This is a genomic window from Actinoplanes ianthinogenes (assembly GCF_018324205.1).
Lineage (GTDB): Bacteria > Actinomycetota > Actinomycetes > Mycobacteriales > Micromonosporaceae > Actinoplanes > Actinoplanes ianthinogenes.
Genome location: NZ_AP023356.1, coordinates 7889584 through 7906958, shown reverse-complemented (window position 1 = coordinate 7906958; position 17375 = coordinate 7889584). Strand labels below are relative to the sequence as shown.

At 71.3% G+C, this 17375-nt stretch carries 15 protein-coding genes and 1 pseudogene; 7 read left to right on the top strand and 9 right to left on the bottom strand.

The window, feature by feature from the left end; translation table 11 throughout:
- Positions 1-103 precede the first annotated feature (103 nt).
- From Aiant_RS35605 to Aiant_RS35595, 3 genes are read left to right on the top strand one after another with little or no spacing between them, the layout of a single operon-like run.
- Entirely contained in the window at positions 104-1564 is a 1461-nt protein-coding gene (locus Aiant_RS35605) for an FAD-linked oxidase C-terminal domain-containing protein (RefSeq protein WP_189334017.1), read from the top strand.
- Positions 1564-2739 carry an FAD-binding oxidoreductase gene (locus Aiant_RS35600; RefSeq protein WP_189334016.1) on the top strand — a complete coding sequence of 392 codons (1176 nt, stop codon included), beginning with the start codon at positions 1564-1566 and terminating at the stop codon, positions 2737-2739. The genes Aiant_RS35605 and Aiant_RS35600 overlap by 1 nt, the downstream gene beginning before the upstream one ends.
- Positions 2739-4115, top strand: coding sequence for a (Fe-S)-binding protein (locus tag Aiant_RS35595; protein ID WP_189334015.1), 1377 nt, complete (start codon positions 2739-2741; stop codon positions 4113-4115). The genes Aiant_RS35600 and Aiant_RS35595 overlap by 1 nt, the downstream gene beginning before the upstream one ends.
- A gap of 159 nt (positions 4116-4274) precedes the next feature.
- Here Aiant_RS35595 and Aiant_RS35590 read toward each other — a convergent pair whose 3' ends face one another.
- Together Aiant_RS35590 and Aiant_RS35585 are read right to left on the bottom strand one after the other, a co-directional pair.
- Complete coding sequence (locus tag Aiant_RS35590) at positions 4275-5990, bottom strand: SulP family inorganic anion transporter (RefSeq protein WP_189334014.1); 1716 nt, start codon at positions 5988-5990, stop codon at positions 4275-4277.
- Complete coding sequence (locus tag Aiant_RS35585) at positions 5990-7300, bottom strand: chloride channel protein (RefSeq protein ID WP_189334013.1); 1311 nt, start codon at positions 7298-7300, stop codon at positions 5990-5992. Before Aiant_RS35585 ends, Aiant_RS35590 begins: the two co-directional genes overlap by 1 nt.
- A 122-nt stretch (positions 7301-7422) precedes the next feature.
- On the opposite strand from Aiant_RS35585, the gene Aiant_RS35580 reads away from it, so the two are divergent.
- Complete coding sequence (locus tag Aiant_RS35580) at positions 7423-8472, top strand: cellulose binding domain-containing protein (protein ID WP_189334012.1); 1050 nt, start codon at positions 7423-7425, stop codon at positions 8470-8472.
- A 113-nt stretch (positions 8473-8585) separates the two neighbouring features.
- Here Aiant_RS35580 and Aiant_RS35575 read toward each other — a convergent pair whose 3' ends face one another.
- The 3 genes from Aiant_RS35575 to Aiant_RS35565 all read right to left on the bottom strand — a co-directional run bounded on the left by Aiant_RS35575 (position 8586) and on the right by Aiant_RS35565 (position 11966).
- Positions 8586-9323, bottom strand: a complete 738-nt coding sequence (locus tag Aiant_RS35575; protein ID WP_189334011.1) for a DUF6348 family protein — start codon at positions 9321-9323, stop codon at positions 8586-8588.
- 18 nt (positions 9324-9341) lie between these two features.
- Entirely contained in the window at positions 9342-9668 is a 327-nt protein-coding gene (locus tag Aiant_RS35570) for a putative quinol monooxygenase (RefSeq protein ID WP_189334010.1), read from the bottom strand.
- Between the two features lie 180 nt (positions 9669-9848).
- Positions 9849-11966, bottom strand: a complete 2118-nt coding sequence (locus Aiant_RS35565; RefSeq protein WP_189334009.1) for an MMPL family transporter — start codon at positions 11964-11966, stop codon at positions 9849-9851.
- 172 nt (positions 11967-12138) lie between these two features.
- On the opposite strand from Aiant_RS35565, the gene Aiant_RS35560 reads away from it, so the two are divergent.
- The 3 genes from Aiant_RS35560 to Aiant_RS35550 are packed head-to-tail and all read left to right on the top strand — an operon-like array spanning position 12139 to position 13653.
- A complete protein-coding gene (locus Aiant_RS35560) occupies positions 12139-12411 on the top strand; it encodes a hypothetical protein (RefSeq protein WP_189334008.1) in 273 nt (90 codons plus the stop codon).
- 16 nt (positions 12412-12427) lie between these two features.
- Positions 12428-12907, top strand: coding sequence for an SsrA-binding protein SmpB (gene smpB, locus Aiant_RS35555; RefSeq protein ID WP_185041330.1), 480 nt, complete (start codon positions 12428-12430; stop codon positions 12905-12907).
- An 11-nt stretch (positions 12908-12918) separates the two neighbouring features.
- The gene (locus Aiant_RS35550; RefSeq protein WP_189334007.1) at positions 12919-13653 is read left to right on the top strand and encodes an alanyl-tRNA editing protein; all 735 of its coding nucleotides are present in this window, start codon (positions 12919-12921) and stop codon (positions 13651-13653) included.
- Here the strand turns inward: Aiant_RS35550 and Aiant_RS35545 are convergent, their stop codons facing one another.
- From Aiant_RS35545 to Aiant_RS35530, 4 genes and pseudogenes are all read right to left on the bottom strand, one after another.
- Entirely contained in the window at positions 13654-14790 is a 1137-nt protein-coding gene (locus tag Aiant_RS35545) for a sugar ABC transporter substrate-binding protein (protein WP_189334006.1), read from the bottom strand.
- 249 nt (positions 14791-15039) lie between these two features.
- Positions 15040-16056: an ABC transporter permease subunit gene (locus Aiant_RS35540; protein ID WP_189334005.1), complete on the bottom strand. Its 1017-nt coding sequence runs from the start codon at positions 16054-16056 to the stop codon at positions 15040-15042.
- Positions 16053-16931, bottom strand: a pseudogene (locus Aiant_RS35535) (ABC transporter ATP-binding protein). Before Aiant_RS35535 ends, Aiant_RS35540 begins: the two are co-directional and overlap by 4 nt.
- The gene (locus Aiant_RS35530; protein WP_189334004.1) at positions 16928-17311 is read right to left on the bottom strand and encodes a GntR family transcriptional regulator; all 384 of its coding nucleotides are present in this window, start codon (positions 17309-17311) and stop codon (positions 16928-16930) included. Before Aiant_RS35530 ends, Aiant_RS35535 begins: the two are co-directional and overlap by 4 nt.
- Between the last annotated feature and the right edge of the window lie 64 nt (positions 17312-17375).

Genomic DNA, 17375 nt, shown 5'->3' with positions numbered 1-17375 from the left:
TCCCACCGTGAGCTCCGGAGTTTTCCACAGGCACGAGGTCGGCCGTCGCGCGCCGCAGCGATCACCGATAGCGTGGCGGTAGGCGTCAGCGAGGAGGCCTGTGATGACCGGCATCGATGCATTGGCGGCTCGGCTGCGGGCCGCGATCGGTTCGCGACGGGTGCTGACCGACCGCCAGCAACTCCGGACGTACGAGTGTGACGGCCTCGCCCATTACAAGGTCATCCCCGCCCTGGTCGCCCTCCCCGGCACCGCCGAGCAGGTCGCCGCGGTGGTCCGGGAGTGCGCCGCGGCCGGCGTCCCGTTCGTCGCCCGCGGCTCCGGCACCGGCCTGTCCGGTGGCGCCCTGCCGCACGCCGACGGCGTGCTGATCGTGACCTCCCAGCTCCGCGAGATCCTCGACGTCCGGCCGGAGGACGAGCGCGCCGTGGTCCAGCCCGGCGTGATCAACCTGCAGGTCACCAAGGCCGCCACCCCGCACGGTTACTACTACGCCCCCGACCCGTCCAGCCAGCAGATCTGCTCGATCGGCGGCAACGTCGCGGAGAACTCGGGCGGCGCCCACTGCCTGAAATACGGCTTCACCACCAACCACGTCACCGGCCTCGAGGTGGTCACCCCGGACGGCGACCTGGTCCGGCTCGGCGGCCCCGCCCCGGACACCCCGGGTTACGACCTGCTCGGCGCGTTCGTCGGCTCGGAGGGCACGCTCGGGGTGGCCACCGAGGTCACCGTCAAGCTGACCCGGCTGCCCGAGACGGTCCGCACGCTGCTCGCCGCGTTCGGCTCCACCGACCAGGCCGGCGCCGCCACCTCGGCGATCATCGCGGCCGGCGTGGTCCCGGCCGCCATCGAGATGATGGACGCGCTGGCCATCGAGGCCGCCGAGGCCGCCGTCCGGTGCGGTTACCCGGCCGGCGCCGGCGCCGTGCTGATCGTCGAGCTGGACGGGCCGGCCGCCGAGGTGGATGCCCAGTTCGACGAGGTCAGCGCGCTCTGCGCGGCGCACGGCGCGTTCGAGACCCGGATCGCCGCCGACGACACCGAGCGGGCGCTGATCTGGCGCGGCCGCAAGTCGGCGTTCGCCGCCGTCGGCCGGATCAGCCCGGACTACATCGTGCAGGACGGGGTGATCCCGCGGACCGCGCTGCCCGAGGTGCTGCGCCGCATCGGCGAGGTCGCCGCCGAGCACGGCGTCCGCGTGGCGAACGTGTTCCATGCCGGCGACGGCAACCTGCATCCCCTGGTGCTCTTCGACGACACCGTGCCCGGCCAGGCCGACCGCGCCGAGACGGTGTCCGGGGCGATCCTCGACCTGTGCATCGAGCACGGCGGCTCGATCACCGGTGAGCACGGCGTCGGCGTCGACAAGGCACGCTACATGCCACGCATGTTCAGCGACGCCGACCTGGACACCATGCAGCTGGTCCGGTGCGCGTTCGACCCGGACGGGATCGCCAACCCGGGCAAGGTCTTCCCCACCCCACGGCTGTGCGGCGAGCGCCCGGGCCGCCGGCAGGGCGCCCATCCGCTGCACGAGCAGGACGTGGCGGAGGTCTTCTGATGGGCGTGCTCGACGAGCTGACGACGAAGGCCGGGGGCGAGGACGCGGTCGGCGGCGTGCCGGCCCGCCTGGTCGCCGCCCCGCGGGACACCACCGAGGCGGCCGCCCTGATCAGCGCCGCGCAGGGGCTGAGCGTGGTGATCCGCGGCGGCGGGACCAAGCTGGACTGGGGTGTCCCGCCCCGCGAGCTGGACCTGATCATCGACACCCGGCGGCTGACCGGGGTGGTCGAGCACGCCGCCGGTGACCTGATCACCGTGGTCCGGGCCGGCACCCCGATGGCCGAGCTGCACGACCTGCCCGGCCAGCAGCTCGCGCTGGACGCGCCGCCCGCCGCGACAGCCGGCGGCACGGTCGCGGCCAACGCCTCCGGTCCCCGCCGGCTGCGTTACGGCACGGCTCGCGACCTGCTGATCGGCATCACCGTGGTCCGCCCGGACGGCACGATCACCAAGGCCGGCGGCAAGGTGGTCAAGAACGTCGCCGGTTATGACCTGGGCAAGCTCTACACGGGCGCCTTCGGCACCCTCGGGCTGATCACCGAGTGCGTCTTCCGGTTGCATCCGGTTCCGGCCGCTGCGATTTTCGTACGCGCGACCGCCCCGCCCGGACACGCCGCGCGGGTCCTGGCCGGACAGTTCGCCGCCAGCGCGTGCGAGGTCAACGCCGCCCCCGGGGCGGAGCCCGAGCTCGCGGTGCTGCTGGAGGGCACCCCGGCCGGCGTGCGGGAGCGGGCGGCCGCCGTGGCGGAGCTGCTCGACGGCGAGGTGTCCGGCACAGCACCGGAGTGGTGGGACGTGCTGCCCTGGCCGGACGGCGGCGTCGGGATCAAGCTGACCGGCAGGTTGTCGCAGGTCCCGGCGTTGGTGGCGACCGCGGTCGGGGCGGGCGCGACGGTGCGTGGCTCGGCGGGCGCCGGGGTGCTCTATGCGGGCTTCCCACCCGACGGGGAGGGGGCGGACGCCGTGGTCGAGGCCGGGCGGGCGGTCGAGCTGCTGCGGGCGGCGGCCGTCCGGGCATGTGGGCACGCCGTGGTGCTGACCGCGCCGGACGGGGTGCGCGACACCCTGGACATGTGGGGGCCGGTGCCGGGGCTGGAGCTGATGCGCCGGGTCAAGGACCAGTTCGATCCGCACTACCGGTTCGCCCCGGGCCGCTTCGTAGGAGGCATCTGATGGCTGATGTGGACGCGACCCGGGGCACCGGGCCGGTTCCGCCGGACGCGCTGCGGGCCGCGGAGAACGGGGGCGGGGCGGGGGCGTTCGACGGGGTGCACCCGCCGTCGAGTGAGCTCGTGTCCGACTGCGTGCACTGTGGGTTCTGCCTGACCACCTGCCCGACCTACGTGTTGTGGGGCGAGGAGATGGACTCCCCGCGCGGCCGGATCCATCTGATCGCGCAGGGTCTGGAGGGCGAGCCGCTGAGCGAGTCCATGGTCACCCACTTCGACCGGTGCCTCGGCTGCATGTCGTGTGTGACCGCGTGCCCGTCCGGGGTGCGGTACGACCGGCTGATCGAGGACACCCGAGCGCAGGTGGAGCGGCGGCATCCCCGGTCGGCACGGGACCGGGCGTTGCGGGCGGCGATCTTCTCGGTGTTCCCCTATCCGCGGCGGCTGCGGTTGTTGCGGGGGCCGCTCTGGGCGTACCGGAAATCGGGTTTGCAGGGTTTGATCTCTCGCAGTGGGCTTCTGGAGCGGCTCGCGCCGACGCTGGCCACGCTGGACTCGCTGGCGCCGCGGCTGCGCCGCGTGCCGCGACCGCCGCGCCGGGTCGCCGCCCGTGGCACGCGGCGGGCCGTGGTGGGGATGCTGACCGGGTGCGTGCAGTCGGCGTTCTTCCCGGAGGTGAACTCGGCGACCGTGCGGATCCTCGCGGCCGAGGGGTGTGACGTGCTGATTCCGCCCGGGCAGGGATGCTGCGGGGCGCTGAGCGTGCACAACGGGCGGCGGGCCGAGGCGGAGCGGTTCGCGCGGCGGCTGATCGACACGTTCGAGCGCACCGGCATGGACTACTTCGTGGTGAACGCGGCGGGGTGCGGGTCGTCGCTGAAGGAGTACGGCGAGTTGCTGGCGGACGATCCGGGTTACGCGGGGCGGGCGGCGGCCTTCGCGGCGAAGGTGCGCGACCTCGCGGAGTTGCTCGACGAGCTGGAGCCGGTGGCGAGACGGTATCCGCTGCCGGTGACGGTGGCCTATCACGACGCCTGCCATCTCGGGCACGCGCAGGGCATCCGGGCCCAGCCGCGGGCGCTGCTGCGCGGCATCCCGGATCTGGAGCTGCGCGAGATCGCCGAGGCGGAGATCTGCTGCGGCTCGGCCGGGGTGTGGAACGTGCTGAACCCGGAGGCCGCCGCCGAGCTGGGCGACCGCAAGGCCGCCGCGGTCCTGGACACCGGGGCGTCCGTGCTGGTCACCGCGAACCCGGGCTGCCTCATGCAGGTCGCGGCCGCGGTCCGCCGGCGCGGCGGGACGATCGCGCTGGCGCACACGGCGCAGGTCCTCGACGCCTCGATCCGCAATCTGGGAGCGGCCGCACTCGCCGGCCGCTGACAGAGCAGCCGGGCGAGCCGCCGCCAACAGAAGTAGCCGCGCGCCGCCGCAGACAGAGCAACCGGGCGAGTCGCCGCGGACAGAAGTAGCCGCGCGCGCCGCCGCAGACAGAAGTAGCCGCGCGCGCCGCCGCGGACAAAGCAACCGCGCGAGCCGCCCTCACCCGCCGCTGGCAGGGCCGCCGGGCGCGGCGTCGGCGCGGCGGAAGGCCGCGCGAGCCTCGACGGCTGTCGCGAAGACCCGCTCCGCGCCGATCCGCTCGGTCACGCCGAAGCGGTCGAGCTGCTCGCGCAGGTGGTCGGTCACGGCCACCACGCCGAAGACGACGTTGCGCCCGGCGAGGTTCTCGGCGAGTTCGGCCAGTGTCTGGCCACCGGTGTAGTCCAGGTCGTCGACCGCGTCGGCCAGGAGCACGAACCAGCGCGGCCGCGGGTCCACGTCGACCAGCGCCAGGGCCTCCTCCATCAGGCGCGCCGCGTTCGCGTAGAAGAGCCCGACACCGAAGCGGTAGATCACCAGGCCGGGTTCGGTCACCGCGCCGGGCTCGGCCGGGACCAGCCGCAGCCGGCCCTCGGCGTTCAGTGAGACCACGGTGTCGACCGGCGCGTAGTGCCGGCGCACGTGCAGCAGCACCGACAGCACGATCGCCAGGACGATGCCCTGCTCGACACCGACGCCGACCACCACGGCCGCCGTCACCAGCGCGATCCAGAACTCGTCGCGCCGCAGCCGCCAGATCGCCCGCATCCCGGCGATGTCGATCAGCTTGAGGCCGATCAGGAAGACCACCGCCGAGAGCACCGCGGTCGGCAGGTACTGCAACGGTTTCGTCAGGAACAGCAGCACGACGGCGACGGTCACCGCCATCGTCAGCTGCGCGACCTGGGTACGGCTCTTCGCCTCGTCCACCATCTCGGTCTTGGTCGGGCTGCCGTTCACGACGAAACTGCTGCTCAGCCCGGCGGCGACGTTGGCCAGGCTGAGACCGACCAGATCGGTGTTCGCCGAGAACCGCTCCCGGTACCGGACCGCGTAGGCACGGGAGGTGGCGGCGCTCTGCGCGATGATCACGACGAACATGGATACCGACACGCCCAGCAGGCCACCGACGTCGCTCCAGGTCACGCCGCTGGGAAAGCCGAGATGGGGCAGGCCGCTGGGCACCGGCCCGAGGATCCCGACGCCGTGGGCGCGCAGATCGGCGACGTAGCTGACGGCGATGGACGCGACCACGGCCACCAGGCCACCGGGTACCGCCTTGATCCACCGCCCGAAGACGAGCAGCGTGGCGAGCACCGCGACCGACACCGCGACCGTCGGGCCGGACGCCTGGCCGATCTCGCCGAGCGTCTTGCCGAGCCCGACCAGCGTCCCGCTCAGGTGGCCGGCGTCGACCTTCGGCGCGGGCACGCCGAGCATCCCGCCGATCTGCCCGGCGGCCACCTGCACGCCGACCCCGGTGAGGAAGCCGACCAGGACGGTGCGCGAGATGAAGTCGGCGAGGAACCCCAGCCGGACCAGCCGGGCCAGGATCAGCAGCACGCCGCAGATCAGCGCGGTCAGCGAGGCGAGCGCGAGCCACTGCGACGAGCCGGGCGCCAGTCCCGCGATGCCCAGCGCCGCGATGCCGCCGTACATGATCGCCGCGGTGGCCGAGTCGCCGCCGACGACCAGGTGCCGGGAGGAGCCGAGCAGACCGAAGACGACGGCCGGCAACAGGATCGTGTAGAGGCCCGTGATCACCGGCGTCCCGGCGATCGTCGTGTAGCCCATGACCTCGGGAATCGCGAGCGCGGCGAGCGTCACCCCGGCGACCACGTCCTGGCGCAGCCAGCCGCGCCGGTAGGGCACGATCCCCTGGAGAAGCGCCGCCATCAGATCCGCGGTTCGGTGGCGGGGCCGCGCGCCGCGAGCAGCAACGTGGCGATGTAGGCGACGACGACGGCCAGGATGACCAGCGGAGCGACCCCGGCGCCGGCACGGGTCAGCAGCAGGGCGATCAGGATCGAGGAGAGGGGTTGGCGCAGCATCGCGACCAGGGTCGCGCCGACCAGCACACCGATCGCCGCGGTCGGGGTGGACCCGGGCAGGTGCCCGGCGAGGAGCCCGCCGGCCAACCCGATGAAGATCGCCGGGAAGGTGGGGCCGCCCCGGGCGGCGCCCAGGGACAGCGCCCAGGCCAGCGCCTTGCACACCAGGAGGAGCGCCACGATGCCGAGGGAGAGGGTCCCCGCCTGGTGCAGCAGCGGGATCATCGCCTCCTGCCCGGAGAAGAGCACGGCTTCGCCGGACTGTCCGCTGATCTCCTGGAAGGCGACCGCGATCAGGCCGACGAGCAGGGCCGCCACCGGGGTGAGCAGCAGGCGCCGGCCCTCCACCGCGTGCCGGACCACCTTCGCGAGCCGCAGGACCAGGTGGACCAGGAGCGCCGCCGCGAGTGCCAGCGGCACCGTCCACAGGAAGTCGGTGAGTTGCGGCGTCGGGTAGGCGGCGAGGCTGAGCGGCGGCAGCGCGAACGCGTCGGTGCTCAGCCCGGTCAGGGAGCCGACGCCGACGAACATCAGCGAGCCGATCCCGGCCGCGAGCAGGCCGGGCAGCAGGATGACCGGCAGCGTGGAGCCGCCGAGGCCGGCCGCCTCGATGATGATCACCGCGCCGACGACCGGCGATCCGAAGATGGTCGCGAGCGCGGCGAACGCGGCCGACGCGGCCACCACCTGGATCGCCTGGTCCGGCATCGGCCGGCGGGACAGGCCGAGCAGCCACAGGGCCAGGCCGGTGCCGAGGGCGAGCAGGGGCGCCTCCGGGCCCAGGACCAGCCCGAGACCGATGGTGGCGACGGCGGCGAGCAGGACACCGGGGACGTCGACGGGCCGGGTGGGCGGGCCGGTCTTCAGGCCCTCCGAGGGCTCGTGACCACCGTTTCCGGGCAGCCGGGCGATCGCGACCGCGACGATCACCCCGGCCAGTACGAGCACCGGCAGCGGCCACCACCAGGGCGTCTCGGCGAAGCCGAGGGAGTCCGGCAGGTCCTCGTACACCCCGACCTGAAGCCAGTGCGTGATCTCCAGGAACGCCCAGGAGGCGATCGAGACGACGACACCGATCAGGGCGGACAGCACCAGCAACAGCCAGTACCGCCGGCTGCGCAGGAGTGCCGACGCGTCCACGGCAGCGCTGGTCATGACTGACAGGAATACGCGAGCATCGTCCGGCCGCGCCTCACCCCGCATGGATGAGCGCCGCCGCGGTATCGATGTATGTTGATGGGAGCGCTCCCACACCCCTGCACCGCGGAGGTAAGACCATGCACCGAAGAAGGCTGGCCGTCCTCGCCAGCGCCTGTGCCCTGCTCGCCGGCTCCGTGTTCGCCACCGCCACCCGGGCGAACGCGGCGGCCGGCTGCTCGGTCCAGTACACCGTGTCCAGTCAGTGGCCGGGCGGCTTCGGCGCCGCGGTCGAGATCACCAACCTCGGCGACCCGGTCACCGCGTGGTCGCTGGGCTTCACGTTCACCGGCGGCCAGACCGTCACGCAGCTGTGGAACGGCTCGGTCAGCCAGTCCGGCTCGGCCGTGACCGTCCGCAACGCGGCCTGGAACGGCGCCGTCGCGACCGGCGGGAAGGCCTCGTTCGGCTTCAACGGCTCGTGGACCGGCGCCAACCCGACGCCGACCGATTTCTCGGTCAACGGCGTGCTCTGCTTCGGCAGCACCACGACGCCCAGCACACCGCCGTCCTCCCCAGCGACCACCAAGACCAGGATCATGGCGCTGGGCGACTCGATCACCGGCTCCCCCGGCTGCTGGCGGGCCCTGCTCTGGCAGAAACTCCCGGCCGACCGGGTGGACTTCGTCGGGACACTGCCCGGCCAGGGCTGCGGCTTCGCGTACGACGGGGAGAACGAGGGGCACGGCGGTTACCTGGCCACCACCGTGGCGAACCAGAACCTGCTGGTCGACTGGCTCGCCGCGACCCACCCGGACGTCGTGCTGATGCACTTCGGCACCAACGACGTGTGGAGCAACCTGCCGGCCTCGACCGTCCTGGCCGCGTACACCACCCTGATCAAGCAGATGCGCGCCAGCAACCCGGCGATGAAGATCCTGGTCGCGCAGATCATCCCGATGAACCCGTCCACCTGCGCCGAGTGCGCCCAGCGGGTGGTCGACCTGAACGCCGCGATCCCGGCCTGGGCGGCCGGGCTCAGCACGGCCGCCTCACCGATCACCGTGGTCGACCAGTGGACCGGTTTCGACACGGCCACCGACACCTACGACGGCGTGCACCCCAACGACGCCGGCAACGTCAAGATCGCCAACCGCTGGTACCCGGCGCTCGCCGCCGCCATCTCCTGACCCGCTCGCCCGGCCAGGCCCCGCCAGGCCGGGCAAGCCAGATCAAACCCCGCTTTCCGTACGCCCATCAGCGCACCCCCCGTCCGACGCACCCCTCGCCACCCGGCCACCGCTCAGACCGGGTGAACGGCGACCGCGAAGAAGCGGCAGAACACCACGTCGGTCACCTCCGGCCAGGGCAGGGCGGCCATCGCCGCGGTTGCCTCCTCGGCGACCTCACCGTTGACGCGCACCTCGGCCGTCAGCGAGTCCGGCGTCAGGCAGAGGAACACCTTGATGCCGTTGTTCACCGGGCGGTCGAGCGCGCCGGCCAGATAGGGCGACAGGGCGCCGAGCAGATGGTGCTCCAGCATCGCCTCCTGGACAGCTGACCCGCTCGCCTCGTCCCGGCCGTACGCGAGCACCGGCGAACTGATCGTGTGCCATCCGGCCAGCCCGGCCGGGTCGTCCGCGTCCAGCCGGGTGGCGAACTCGCCCCGCCCGCCGGACGCCATCTCCATAAAGCACGCGCCGGACGTCTGCCGCCAGATGCCCAGCGCGAAGCCGAGCGCCTCGCGCGGCTCGCCGATCCCGCTCACGCAGTCCACGATCAGACCCTCGTCCCGGCGGTCCAGCCGGGTGGAGAAGGCGATGTCGTAGTGGCTCTCCGACGACGTGTGGTTGGGCAACGCCATGACCGCCCAGGGTTCGTGCCGGCCGAGCAGCACGCCGTCCTTGACGACGGCGGGGGCGACGAGCGCGGGCGCCGTCTCGCCGATCACGGCACGGACCTGCCACATGATCTCGTCATCCGACGGGCGGCCGGTGGGCGGCGGAGCCGGCTGTCGCTGGGAACGTCTTCTCCAGAACACCGGCACACCGTAGGCGATCTATCCGTCGACGCGCATCTCCCCCAACTCCGCCCAGCCGTCCTGGTCGACGGACTGGCTGACGATCTTCGGGGTGGCCATCAGGTATCGCGGGAGGTCCTGCTGCGCCTGCTTGAAGTGCGCCGACCCGACGTGCTCCGCCCCCGCGGCCCCGTCCTTAAACGCCTCGACCAGCACGTACTCCTGCGGGTTGTCCAGGCTGCGGGACCACTCGAACCACATGCAGCCCAGCTCGGCCCGGGTCGCCTCGGTGAACGGCGCGGCGACCCGCGGCCACTCGTCGGCGTGCTCCGGCTTGATCAGGAACTTCGCGGTAATGAAGATCATCGCTGTGTCCTCTCGCGCTGTCGGTTGCCCGGGTCCCCTCATCATCGCGCCCGGACCGGTGACAACGCGCGAGGTCCGCTTCGGCTTTTCCCACCCCGCTTTCGGTACGACCTGCGCGTCGTACCGGAAAGCGGCGGCCGGAAGCCGGAGCGGACCTCGCTGGTGCCCGCGGTCCCGGGGTCAGTCGGAGTGCGGGGTCAGGACCGCCGGGGCGGGCGACACCGGGGCGTCGACCGACGGGTCGTGGTGGAACAGCGCGCTCGGCCACCACATCCAGCGGCCGACGTCCAGGGTGAGCGCGGTGACCAGCACCGAGCGGACCACCAGGGTGTCCAGCAGCACGCCGAAGGCGACCGTGAAGCCGATCTCGGCGAACGCCACCAGCGGCAGGCTGCCGAGCGCGGCGAACGTGCCGGCCAGCACGATGCCGGCCGAGGTGATCACACCGCCGGTGGCGGCCAGGCCGATCACGGCGCCGCGCCGGGTGCCGTGCTCGCGCGCCTCCTCGCGGACCCGGGTCATCAGGAAGATGTTGTAGTCGATGCCCAGGGCGACCAGGAAGACGAAGACGAACAGCGGGAACGCGGTGTCCTCCCCGGCGAATCCGAAGACGTGCCGGAAGATCAGCGCGCTGACCCCGAGCGCCGCCGCGAACGACAGCACCACCGTGGCGATCAGCAGGATCGGCGCGATCAGCGAGCGCAGCAGGACGGCCAGGATGACCAGCACGACCAGCAGCACCAGCGGGATGATCAGCCGGTTGTCGTGCTTGTTGGCCTCGTTGATGTCCAGGGTCAGCGCGGTCAGGCCGCCGACCTTGGCGTCCGCGCCGGGGATCGGGTGCACCGCCTCGCGGACCGCGATCACGGTGTCCTCGGCCGCCGGGCTGTCCGGCGCGTCCTTCAGCGTCCCCTCGAACTGGACCAGGCCGTTCTTCACGACCGGGTCGCTGACCTCGGTGATGCCGGGTACACCGGCGAACGCGGTGCGCACGGCGTCCTGCTGCGGCGCGTTCGCGATCACCACGACCGGTTGGCCCTGCCCGGCCGGAAAGTGCTTGGCGAGCACGTGCAGGCCGGTGACCGACGGCTGATCGCTGGTGAACGAGTCCTCCTGGCTGAGGCCGTTCGCGTTGAGCTGGAGCAGGCCGAGGACCATCGCGCCGAGCACCACCGTGGTGGTCACCCAGACGGTCCGCGGGCGGCCGGCGATCCGGTTGCCCACCCGCGCCCAGACGCCCGTGGCGGTCGGCTCGGGCGTGCCGTACCGCGGCTTGACCGGCCAGAACAACCACCGGCCGCAGATCACCAGCATGGCCGGGAGCAGGGTCATCATGGCGAGCAGGCCGACCACGATGCCGAGCGCGGCGACCGGGCCCAGGCCGCGGGTGGAGTTCACCTCGGCGAGCATCAGGCAGGACATGCCGATCGCCACGGTCGCGGCGCTCGCGATGATCGCCGGACCGGCCCGGTGCAGGGCGAACATCATCGCCTCGTGCCGGTCGGCGTGCCGGCGCAGCTCCTCGCGATAGCGGGCGACCAGCAGCAGGGCGTAGTCGGTGCCGGCGCCGAAGACCAGCACGGTGAGGATGCCGGCGCTCTGCGCGTTGACCACCAGACCGGCGTGCTTGGCGAGCAGGTAGATCACCGCCTGGGCGGTGGTCAGCGCGACGCCGGCCGTGATGATCGGCAACAGCCACAGCACCGGACTGCGATAGGTGACCAGCAGGATCACCGCGACCACGATCAGCGTGGTGTACAGCAGGGTGCCGTCGATGCCCTCGAAGGCGCTCGCCGAGTCGGCGGCGACCCCGGCCGGCCCGGTCAGGTAGATGCCGAGCCCGTTCTCCCCCGGCCCGGTGATGGTCTTGATCTGGTCGACCACGCCGGCGATCTTGTCCCAGCCGTCGGTGTCCACCTTGATCGGCACGATGACCTGGAGCGCGGCCTTGTCCTCGGACGGGAACGGCCCCTGCACCTGCCCGGACACACCGGGCACCGCGGCGATCGCCTTGGCGTCGGCGGCGGCTTTCTGCTGGTCGGCCGGGGTGATCCCGGAGGGCCGCTCATAGACGATGATGGCCGGCGCGATGTCGTCCGGCTGGAACTGTTTCTGGAGCTCGGCGACCTGGGTGGCCTCGGCGTCGCCGGGCAGCCAGGAGGCGTTGTCGTTCTTCTCGACGCTGCCCAGTTTGCCGGCCAGCGACCCGGCGAACACCAGGATCACGATCCACAGTGCCAGCACCACCCACTTGGTGCGTCGGCCGCAGACCAGCCGGGCAAAGGATCCGGTCGTCATCGTTTCCCCCCAACAATTCGACCCGCGGAGCGTAGGCACGCTCATAGATCCATCAGAACCCCCGCGGCGGCGAATCAGGGTTACCTCAGGGGTGAGCTGCGCCACGGGGAGTACGGGCGCGGGTGTCCGGTACGGACGACGGCGTACTGCGGATGGCGGCATAATCGATCGGGTGACCAATTGGGAGTATGCGCGGCTGGAGTACCGCGCGGCGGGCACGCTGGGCACCGACCGGTTCATGGACTGGACCGCGACGTTCCATCACCCGGGCGGGGTGCTGCGCTGGGGCACCGACGAACGCTTCGATGATTTGCGCCATCTGAACCGGGCGGGCGCCGCCGGATGGCAGTCCTACGACCGGGCGGTGATCCACGTGCAGGGCGAGCCACATCGCCTGAGCAGCGTGACATATTCGATGCGCCGCCCGATCCCCTCCGTCGAATGATCGCTAGTCTCTGAGGGTGGCCAAGGAGACCGGGACCAAGCTGATCGCCTCGAACAAGAAGGCGCGGCACGACTACGCGATCCTCAAGACGTACGAGGCGGGCCTGGTGCTGGCCGGCACCGAGGTGAAGTCGCTGCGCCTGGGCCGCGCGTCGCTGGTCGACGCGTTCGCCCAGGAGCACGAGGGCGAGATCATGCTGTACGGGCTGCACATCGCCGAGTACGGCTTCGGCAGCTGGACCAACCACGCGCCGCGCCGCACCCGGAAACTCCTGCTGCACAAGACCGAGATCATCAAGATCCTGAACACGCTGGGGGACGGCACCGGGCTGACCCTGGTGCCGCTCTCGATGTACTTCAAGGACGGCTGGGCGAAAGTCGAGCTGGGGATCGCCCGCGGCCTCAAGTCGTACGACAAGCGGCAGGTGATGGCGGAGCGGGACGCCAAGAAGGAAATCGCCCGCGAGATGGGCCGCCGGCTGAAGGGCCGCCGCTAGATACTGGTCCGGTGACCGAACGTCTCGACTGGATCGATCCCACGCTGCGCGAGTGGGACTGCACGGTGCTCTGGTCCGATCCGAGGGATCCCGAGGCCGGGATCGTGCTGGACCGGTCGGCGTTCTACCCCGGCGGCGGCGGGCAGCCGCCGGACCACGGGGTGCTGCTCTGGGAGGGCGTGCAGACCCGGATCGTCGACACCCGCAAGGGCGACGATCAGTACCTGATCGCGGCGCCCGGGGATCCGGTGCCGCCGGCCGGGACGAAGGTGCGCGGCGCGCTCGACGACGAGCGGCGGAGCAGCCTCATGCGTACCCACTCCGGCCTGCACATCCTCTGCGGCGCGGTGTTCCGCGACTTCGGCGCGCTGGTGACCGGCGGCAACATGCAGCCCGGCGAGGCCCGGATGGACTTCAACCTGCCGGAGGTGCCGGCGGGGTTCAAGCAGGCGCTGGAGGACGCGGTCAACGCGGAGATCACCGCGGACCGCAAGATCGTCGCCCGGGTGCTGCCCCGGGAGGAGGCGCTGCGCATCCCGACGCTGGTGCGGACCCAGGACGCGCTGCCGCCGCTGGAGAACCCGGAGATCCGGGTGATCGACATCGTCGGCCTCGACGTGCAGGCCGACGGGGGCACCCACGTGGCGTCGACGGCGCAGGTGGGCCGGGTCGAGGTGGTCAAGGTGGAGAGCAAGGGCCGGCAGAACCGGCGGGTACGGATCCGGATCACCGGCCCCCGCTCGTGATCACTTGGCCTGGAGGCCGTACTTCTTGCACGCCCTGGTGAACTTGGCGGTGCAGATGTCCTTGGTCGTGACGAAGCCGTCCTTCACGACCTCGCTCATGATGTTGGTCGCGGTGATCAGTTTCGGCTGGAGCAGCACGGAGGCGACGTAGGCGCCGGACTCGGGGTCCTTGACCTTGTCCTTGGCCGTCTTCTTCTCGCCCTTGACCAGGGAGATCGCCAGGTCGGCGGCCGAGCCGGCCTCCTCCTTGAGCGACTTGTACACGGTCATGCACTGGTCACCGGCGATGATGTTCTGGAGCCCCTCGACGGTGGCGTCCTGGCCGGTGACCGGGACCTTGCCGTTCAGGCCCTTCGACTTGAGCACCTGGATCGCGGCGTTGCCGAGGCCGTCGTTGGCGGCGAGCACCCCGCCGACCTTCGGCCACTGCTTCAGCATCTGCGCGAAGATCTCTTTGCCCTCGTCGTTGTCCCAGTCCGGCACGAACTGGTCGGGGCCCTTGACGTACACGTTGTTGTCGTACTGCTGCTGGAGCACCGAGTCGTAGCCGCTCTTGAACAGGGTGGCGTTGTTGTCGGTCGGCGAGCCGTTCAGCTCGGCGATGATCGGCCTGTCCGCCTTCTGCGCGGTCAGGCAGTTGATCAGGCCCTGGGCCTGCATCTGGCCGACCGTCTCGTTGTTGAAGCTGACGTAGAAGTCGGCGCCGCCGTTGAGGGTGAGCCGGTCGTAGTCGATCACCGGGATCTTGTGCGACTTGGCGTTGTCGATCACGGCCTTGCCGCTGATCGAGTCCAGGTTCGCGATCATCAGGACCTTGACGCCACTCCTGATCATGGCGTCGGCGATCCCCTTGAACGCCTCCTTGTCGCCCTCGGCGTTCTGGATCTCGTACGGCACATTGGCGCTCTTGAACGCGGCCTCGAGGTACTTCGGGTCGTCGTTCTTCCACCGGGTGGAGCTCTTGGAGTCCGGCAGGATCACGCCGACGCCGTTCTTGCCCTTGCCCGAGGAGGTCGCGTTCGACGTCGTGGTGCTGCTGTCGCCGGAGTCACCGCCGTCCCCGCCGTCGTCACAGGCCGTAAGCGTGACCGACGTCATCAGGCCGGCGGCGACAAGTGCGAGCAGTGCCTTGCGCATGGCAGTAGAAGTCCTCTCAGGGGTGGATCCCGACCTGCGTGGGGGGTTGCCGGGAAGCCCGCCAAGTATCGGCCAACGCGCCTCGGCCGCAACATCGGGTGTAGGCCTGAGTGCAAGATTATTCACTTCGCCCCGCGTCACCGGCAAGGCATCACGGACGGTATTGACAAGTTCCTTTTTCCGAAACTGCGAAACCGGGCCGCAACAAGGCACGGCGGCACGCTCGCGCATGCCGCCGTGAATCGTCTCTCAGATCAACCGGCGCCTGATCCACCACAGCGAGAAGGCCGAAAGGGCGAGGCCGAGGGCCACCAGAAGGCCGAACTCACGCCACTGAACGGTCCAGAACTTCGCGTCCGGCACGTAGGTCAGCTTGGTGCGGAGATTTTGCGCCCGTAGCCACTCCGGACAGGTCAGCCGATCGTTGGGGGCATCCGGGCCGCACTTGGTGGTGTCCGCCGGGCCGCGGAACTCCGCCCCGGTCGTGGTGATGACCGAACTCTTCATGATCCAGGCGTTCCGCATCTCCAGGACCGGCTCCAGGCGCATCTCCTTGGTGCTCATGTCGAACCCCATCCCCATCCGCTGCGTCGTGTCCAGCGCGGTGATCGTGGTGACCGGCTGGGCCAGCCAGGGGCGCACCAGCATCGGCATCGCGATCTGGAGGCCGGCGACCAGCAGCAGGGTCACCACCATCGCGGTCACGGTCCGGCGCAGGAGCAGGCCGGCGGTCACCCCGATCACGAACGCCAGCACCGCGTAGCCGACCGGCACGATCCCGCGCGCCTGGAAGATCAACGGGGTGATCCGGTCCCCGGTGGCCAGGTCGATCTGGTGGGCCCACCGGCTGAGCACCAGGCTGAGCAGGCCGGTGCCGAGCGCGGCCGCCGCCCCGCCGAGCGCCAGCTTGACCAGCAGCCAGCGGCCCCGGCCGACCGACTGGCTGAAGACCATCCGGTATGTGCCGGTCTCCAGCTCCCGGGCCACCAGCGGCGCGCCCCAGAAGATCCCGAGCAGCGCCGGCAGCAGGGCCATCGCCACCATGCCGACGTTGTAGAACTGGCGTACCCACCCGGTCTGCAAGGACTGGCGGAACGTGTCCGCCGCGGCCTCGCAGGCGTCGCCCCGGCAGCCGGTGAAGCCCGCCGCGGACGCCAGGTCACCCACCTGCGTCCAGGTCAGCGCCAGGCCGGCCAGCAACACCAGCAGGAGCGCGCCGGTGGTCAGCGCCGGGGTGCGGAACTGCCGCCAGGTCAACCAGATCATCGCTGTCCCTCCAGCACCCGGGAGCCGGCCGGGGCGGCCGCGCCCATGTACGTCAGCACCAGGTCCTCCAGGCTCAGCCGGTCCACCTGCCAGGACGGGTCGTCGATCGGCGCGGTGCTGCGCACCACCAGCGTCGACTGCCGATCGGTGTGGCTCGCCTCGATCACGTCCCGGCCGCCGCCGAGCGACTCGGCCGAGCGCCGCGGGCCGACCAGCCGGTGATGGCTGGCGAGCAGTTCCTCCACGTCACCGGCCACCCGCACCCGGGAGCCGACCAGGACGATCAGGTGGTCACAGACCCGCTCCAGGTCGGCGACCAGGTGCGAGGACATCAGGATGCTCATCCCGTGCTCGGCGGTCAGCTCCATCAGGCCCTGGAGGAAGGCGCGCCGCGCCAGGGGGTCGAGCGCGGCCACCGGCTCGTCGAGCAGCAGCAGCTCGGGGTGCTTGGCCGCGGCCACGGTCAGCGCCAGCTGGGCGCGCTGGCCGCCGGAGAGCTTGCCGGCCTTCTGCGCCGGGTCCAGGCCGACCTGCTCGATCCGCCGCCGGGCGAGCCCGTCGTCCCAGCCCGGGTTCAGCCGGGCGCCGAGCTTGAGGTGCTAGGCGACGGTGAGGCCGGCGTAGACCGGGGTGTCCTGGGCGACGAAGCCGACCCGGGGCGAGCCGCTGACCGGCTTGCGCCCGAGCACGTCGATCCGCCCCGCGGTCGGATCGAGGAGCCCGCAGGCGAGCTGGAGCAGCGTGGACTTGCCGGCCCCGTTCGGGCCGACCAGGCCGGCGACGTGGCCGGCCGGGATGTCGAGGGTGCAGCCGGACAGGGCGGTACGCCGTCCGTACCGTTTGGTCAGCCCCTCGGCGTGCAGTGCGCTAGTCATGCCCGCGCCTCCGAAAAATCCCGAAAAGTACTGAGAAAGAGGGCCTCGATGCTCTCGTTGTCGAGGCCGGCCTCCCGCGCCTCGCCGAGCCACCGCTGCAAGCTGTGCCGCAGCGGCTCGTGCTCGCCGGGCGAGCCGAGCGTCTTCGTGACGAACGTGCCCACGCCGGGCCGGGCGGCGACCAGCCCCGCGTACTCCAGCTCCCGGTACGCCTTGGACACCGTGTTCGGGTTGATCGCGATCCGGGCCACCACCTCCTTGACGGTGGGCAGCTTGTCGCCCTCCTTGAGCACACCCAGCCGGAGCGCGTGCCGCACCTGCTGGATGAGCTGCATGTAGGGCGCGACCCCGGACCGGGCGTCCAGGTGAAACTCGATCACCTCACCACCTCCATTTCACTAGTTACCTAGTACAATAGGCACAGAGAAAAGGCGGCCGTGTGGC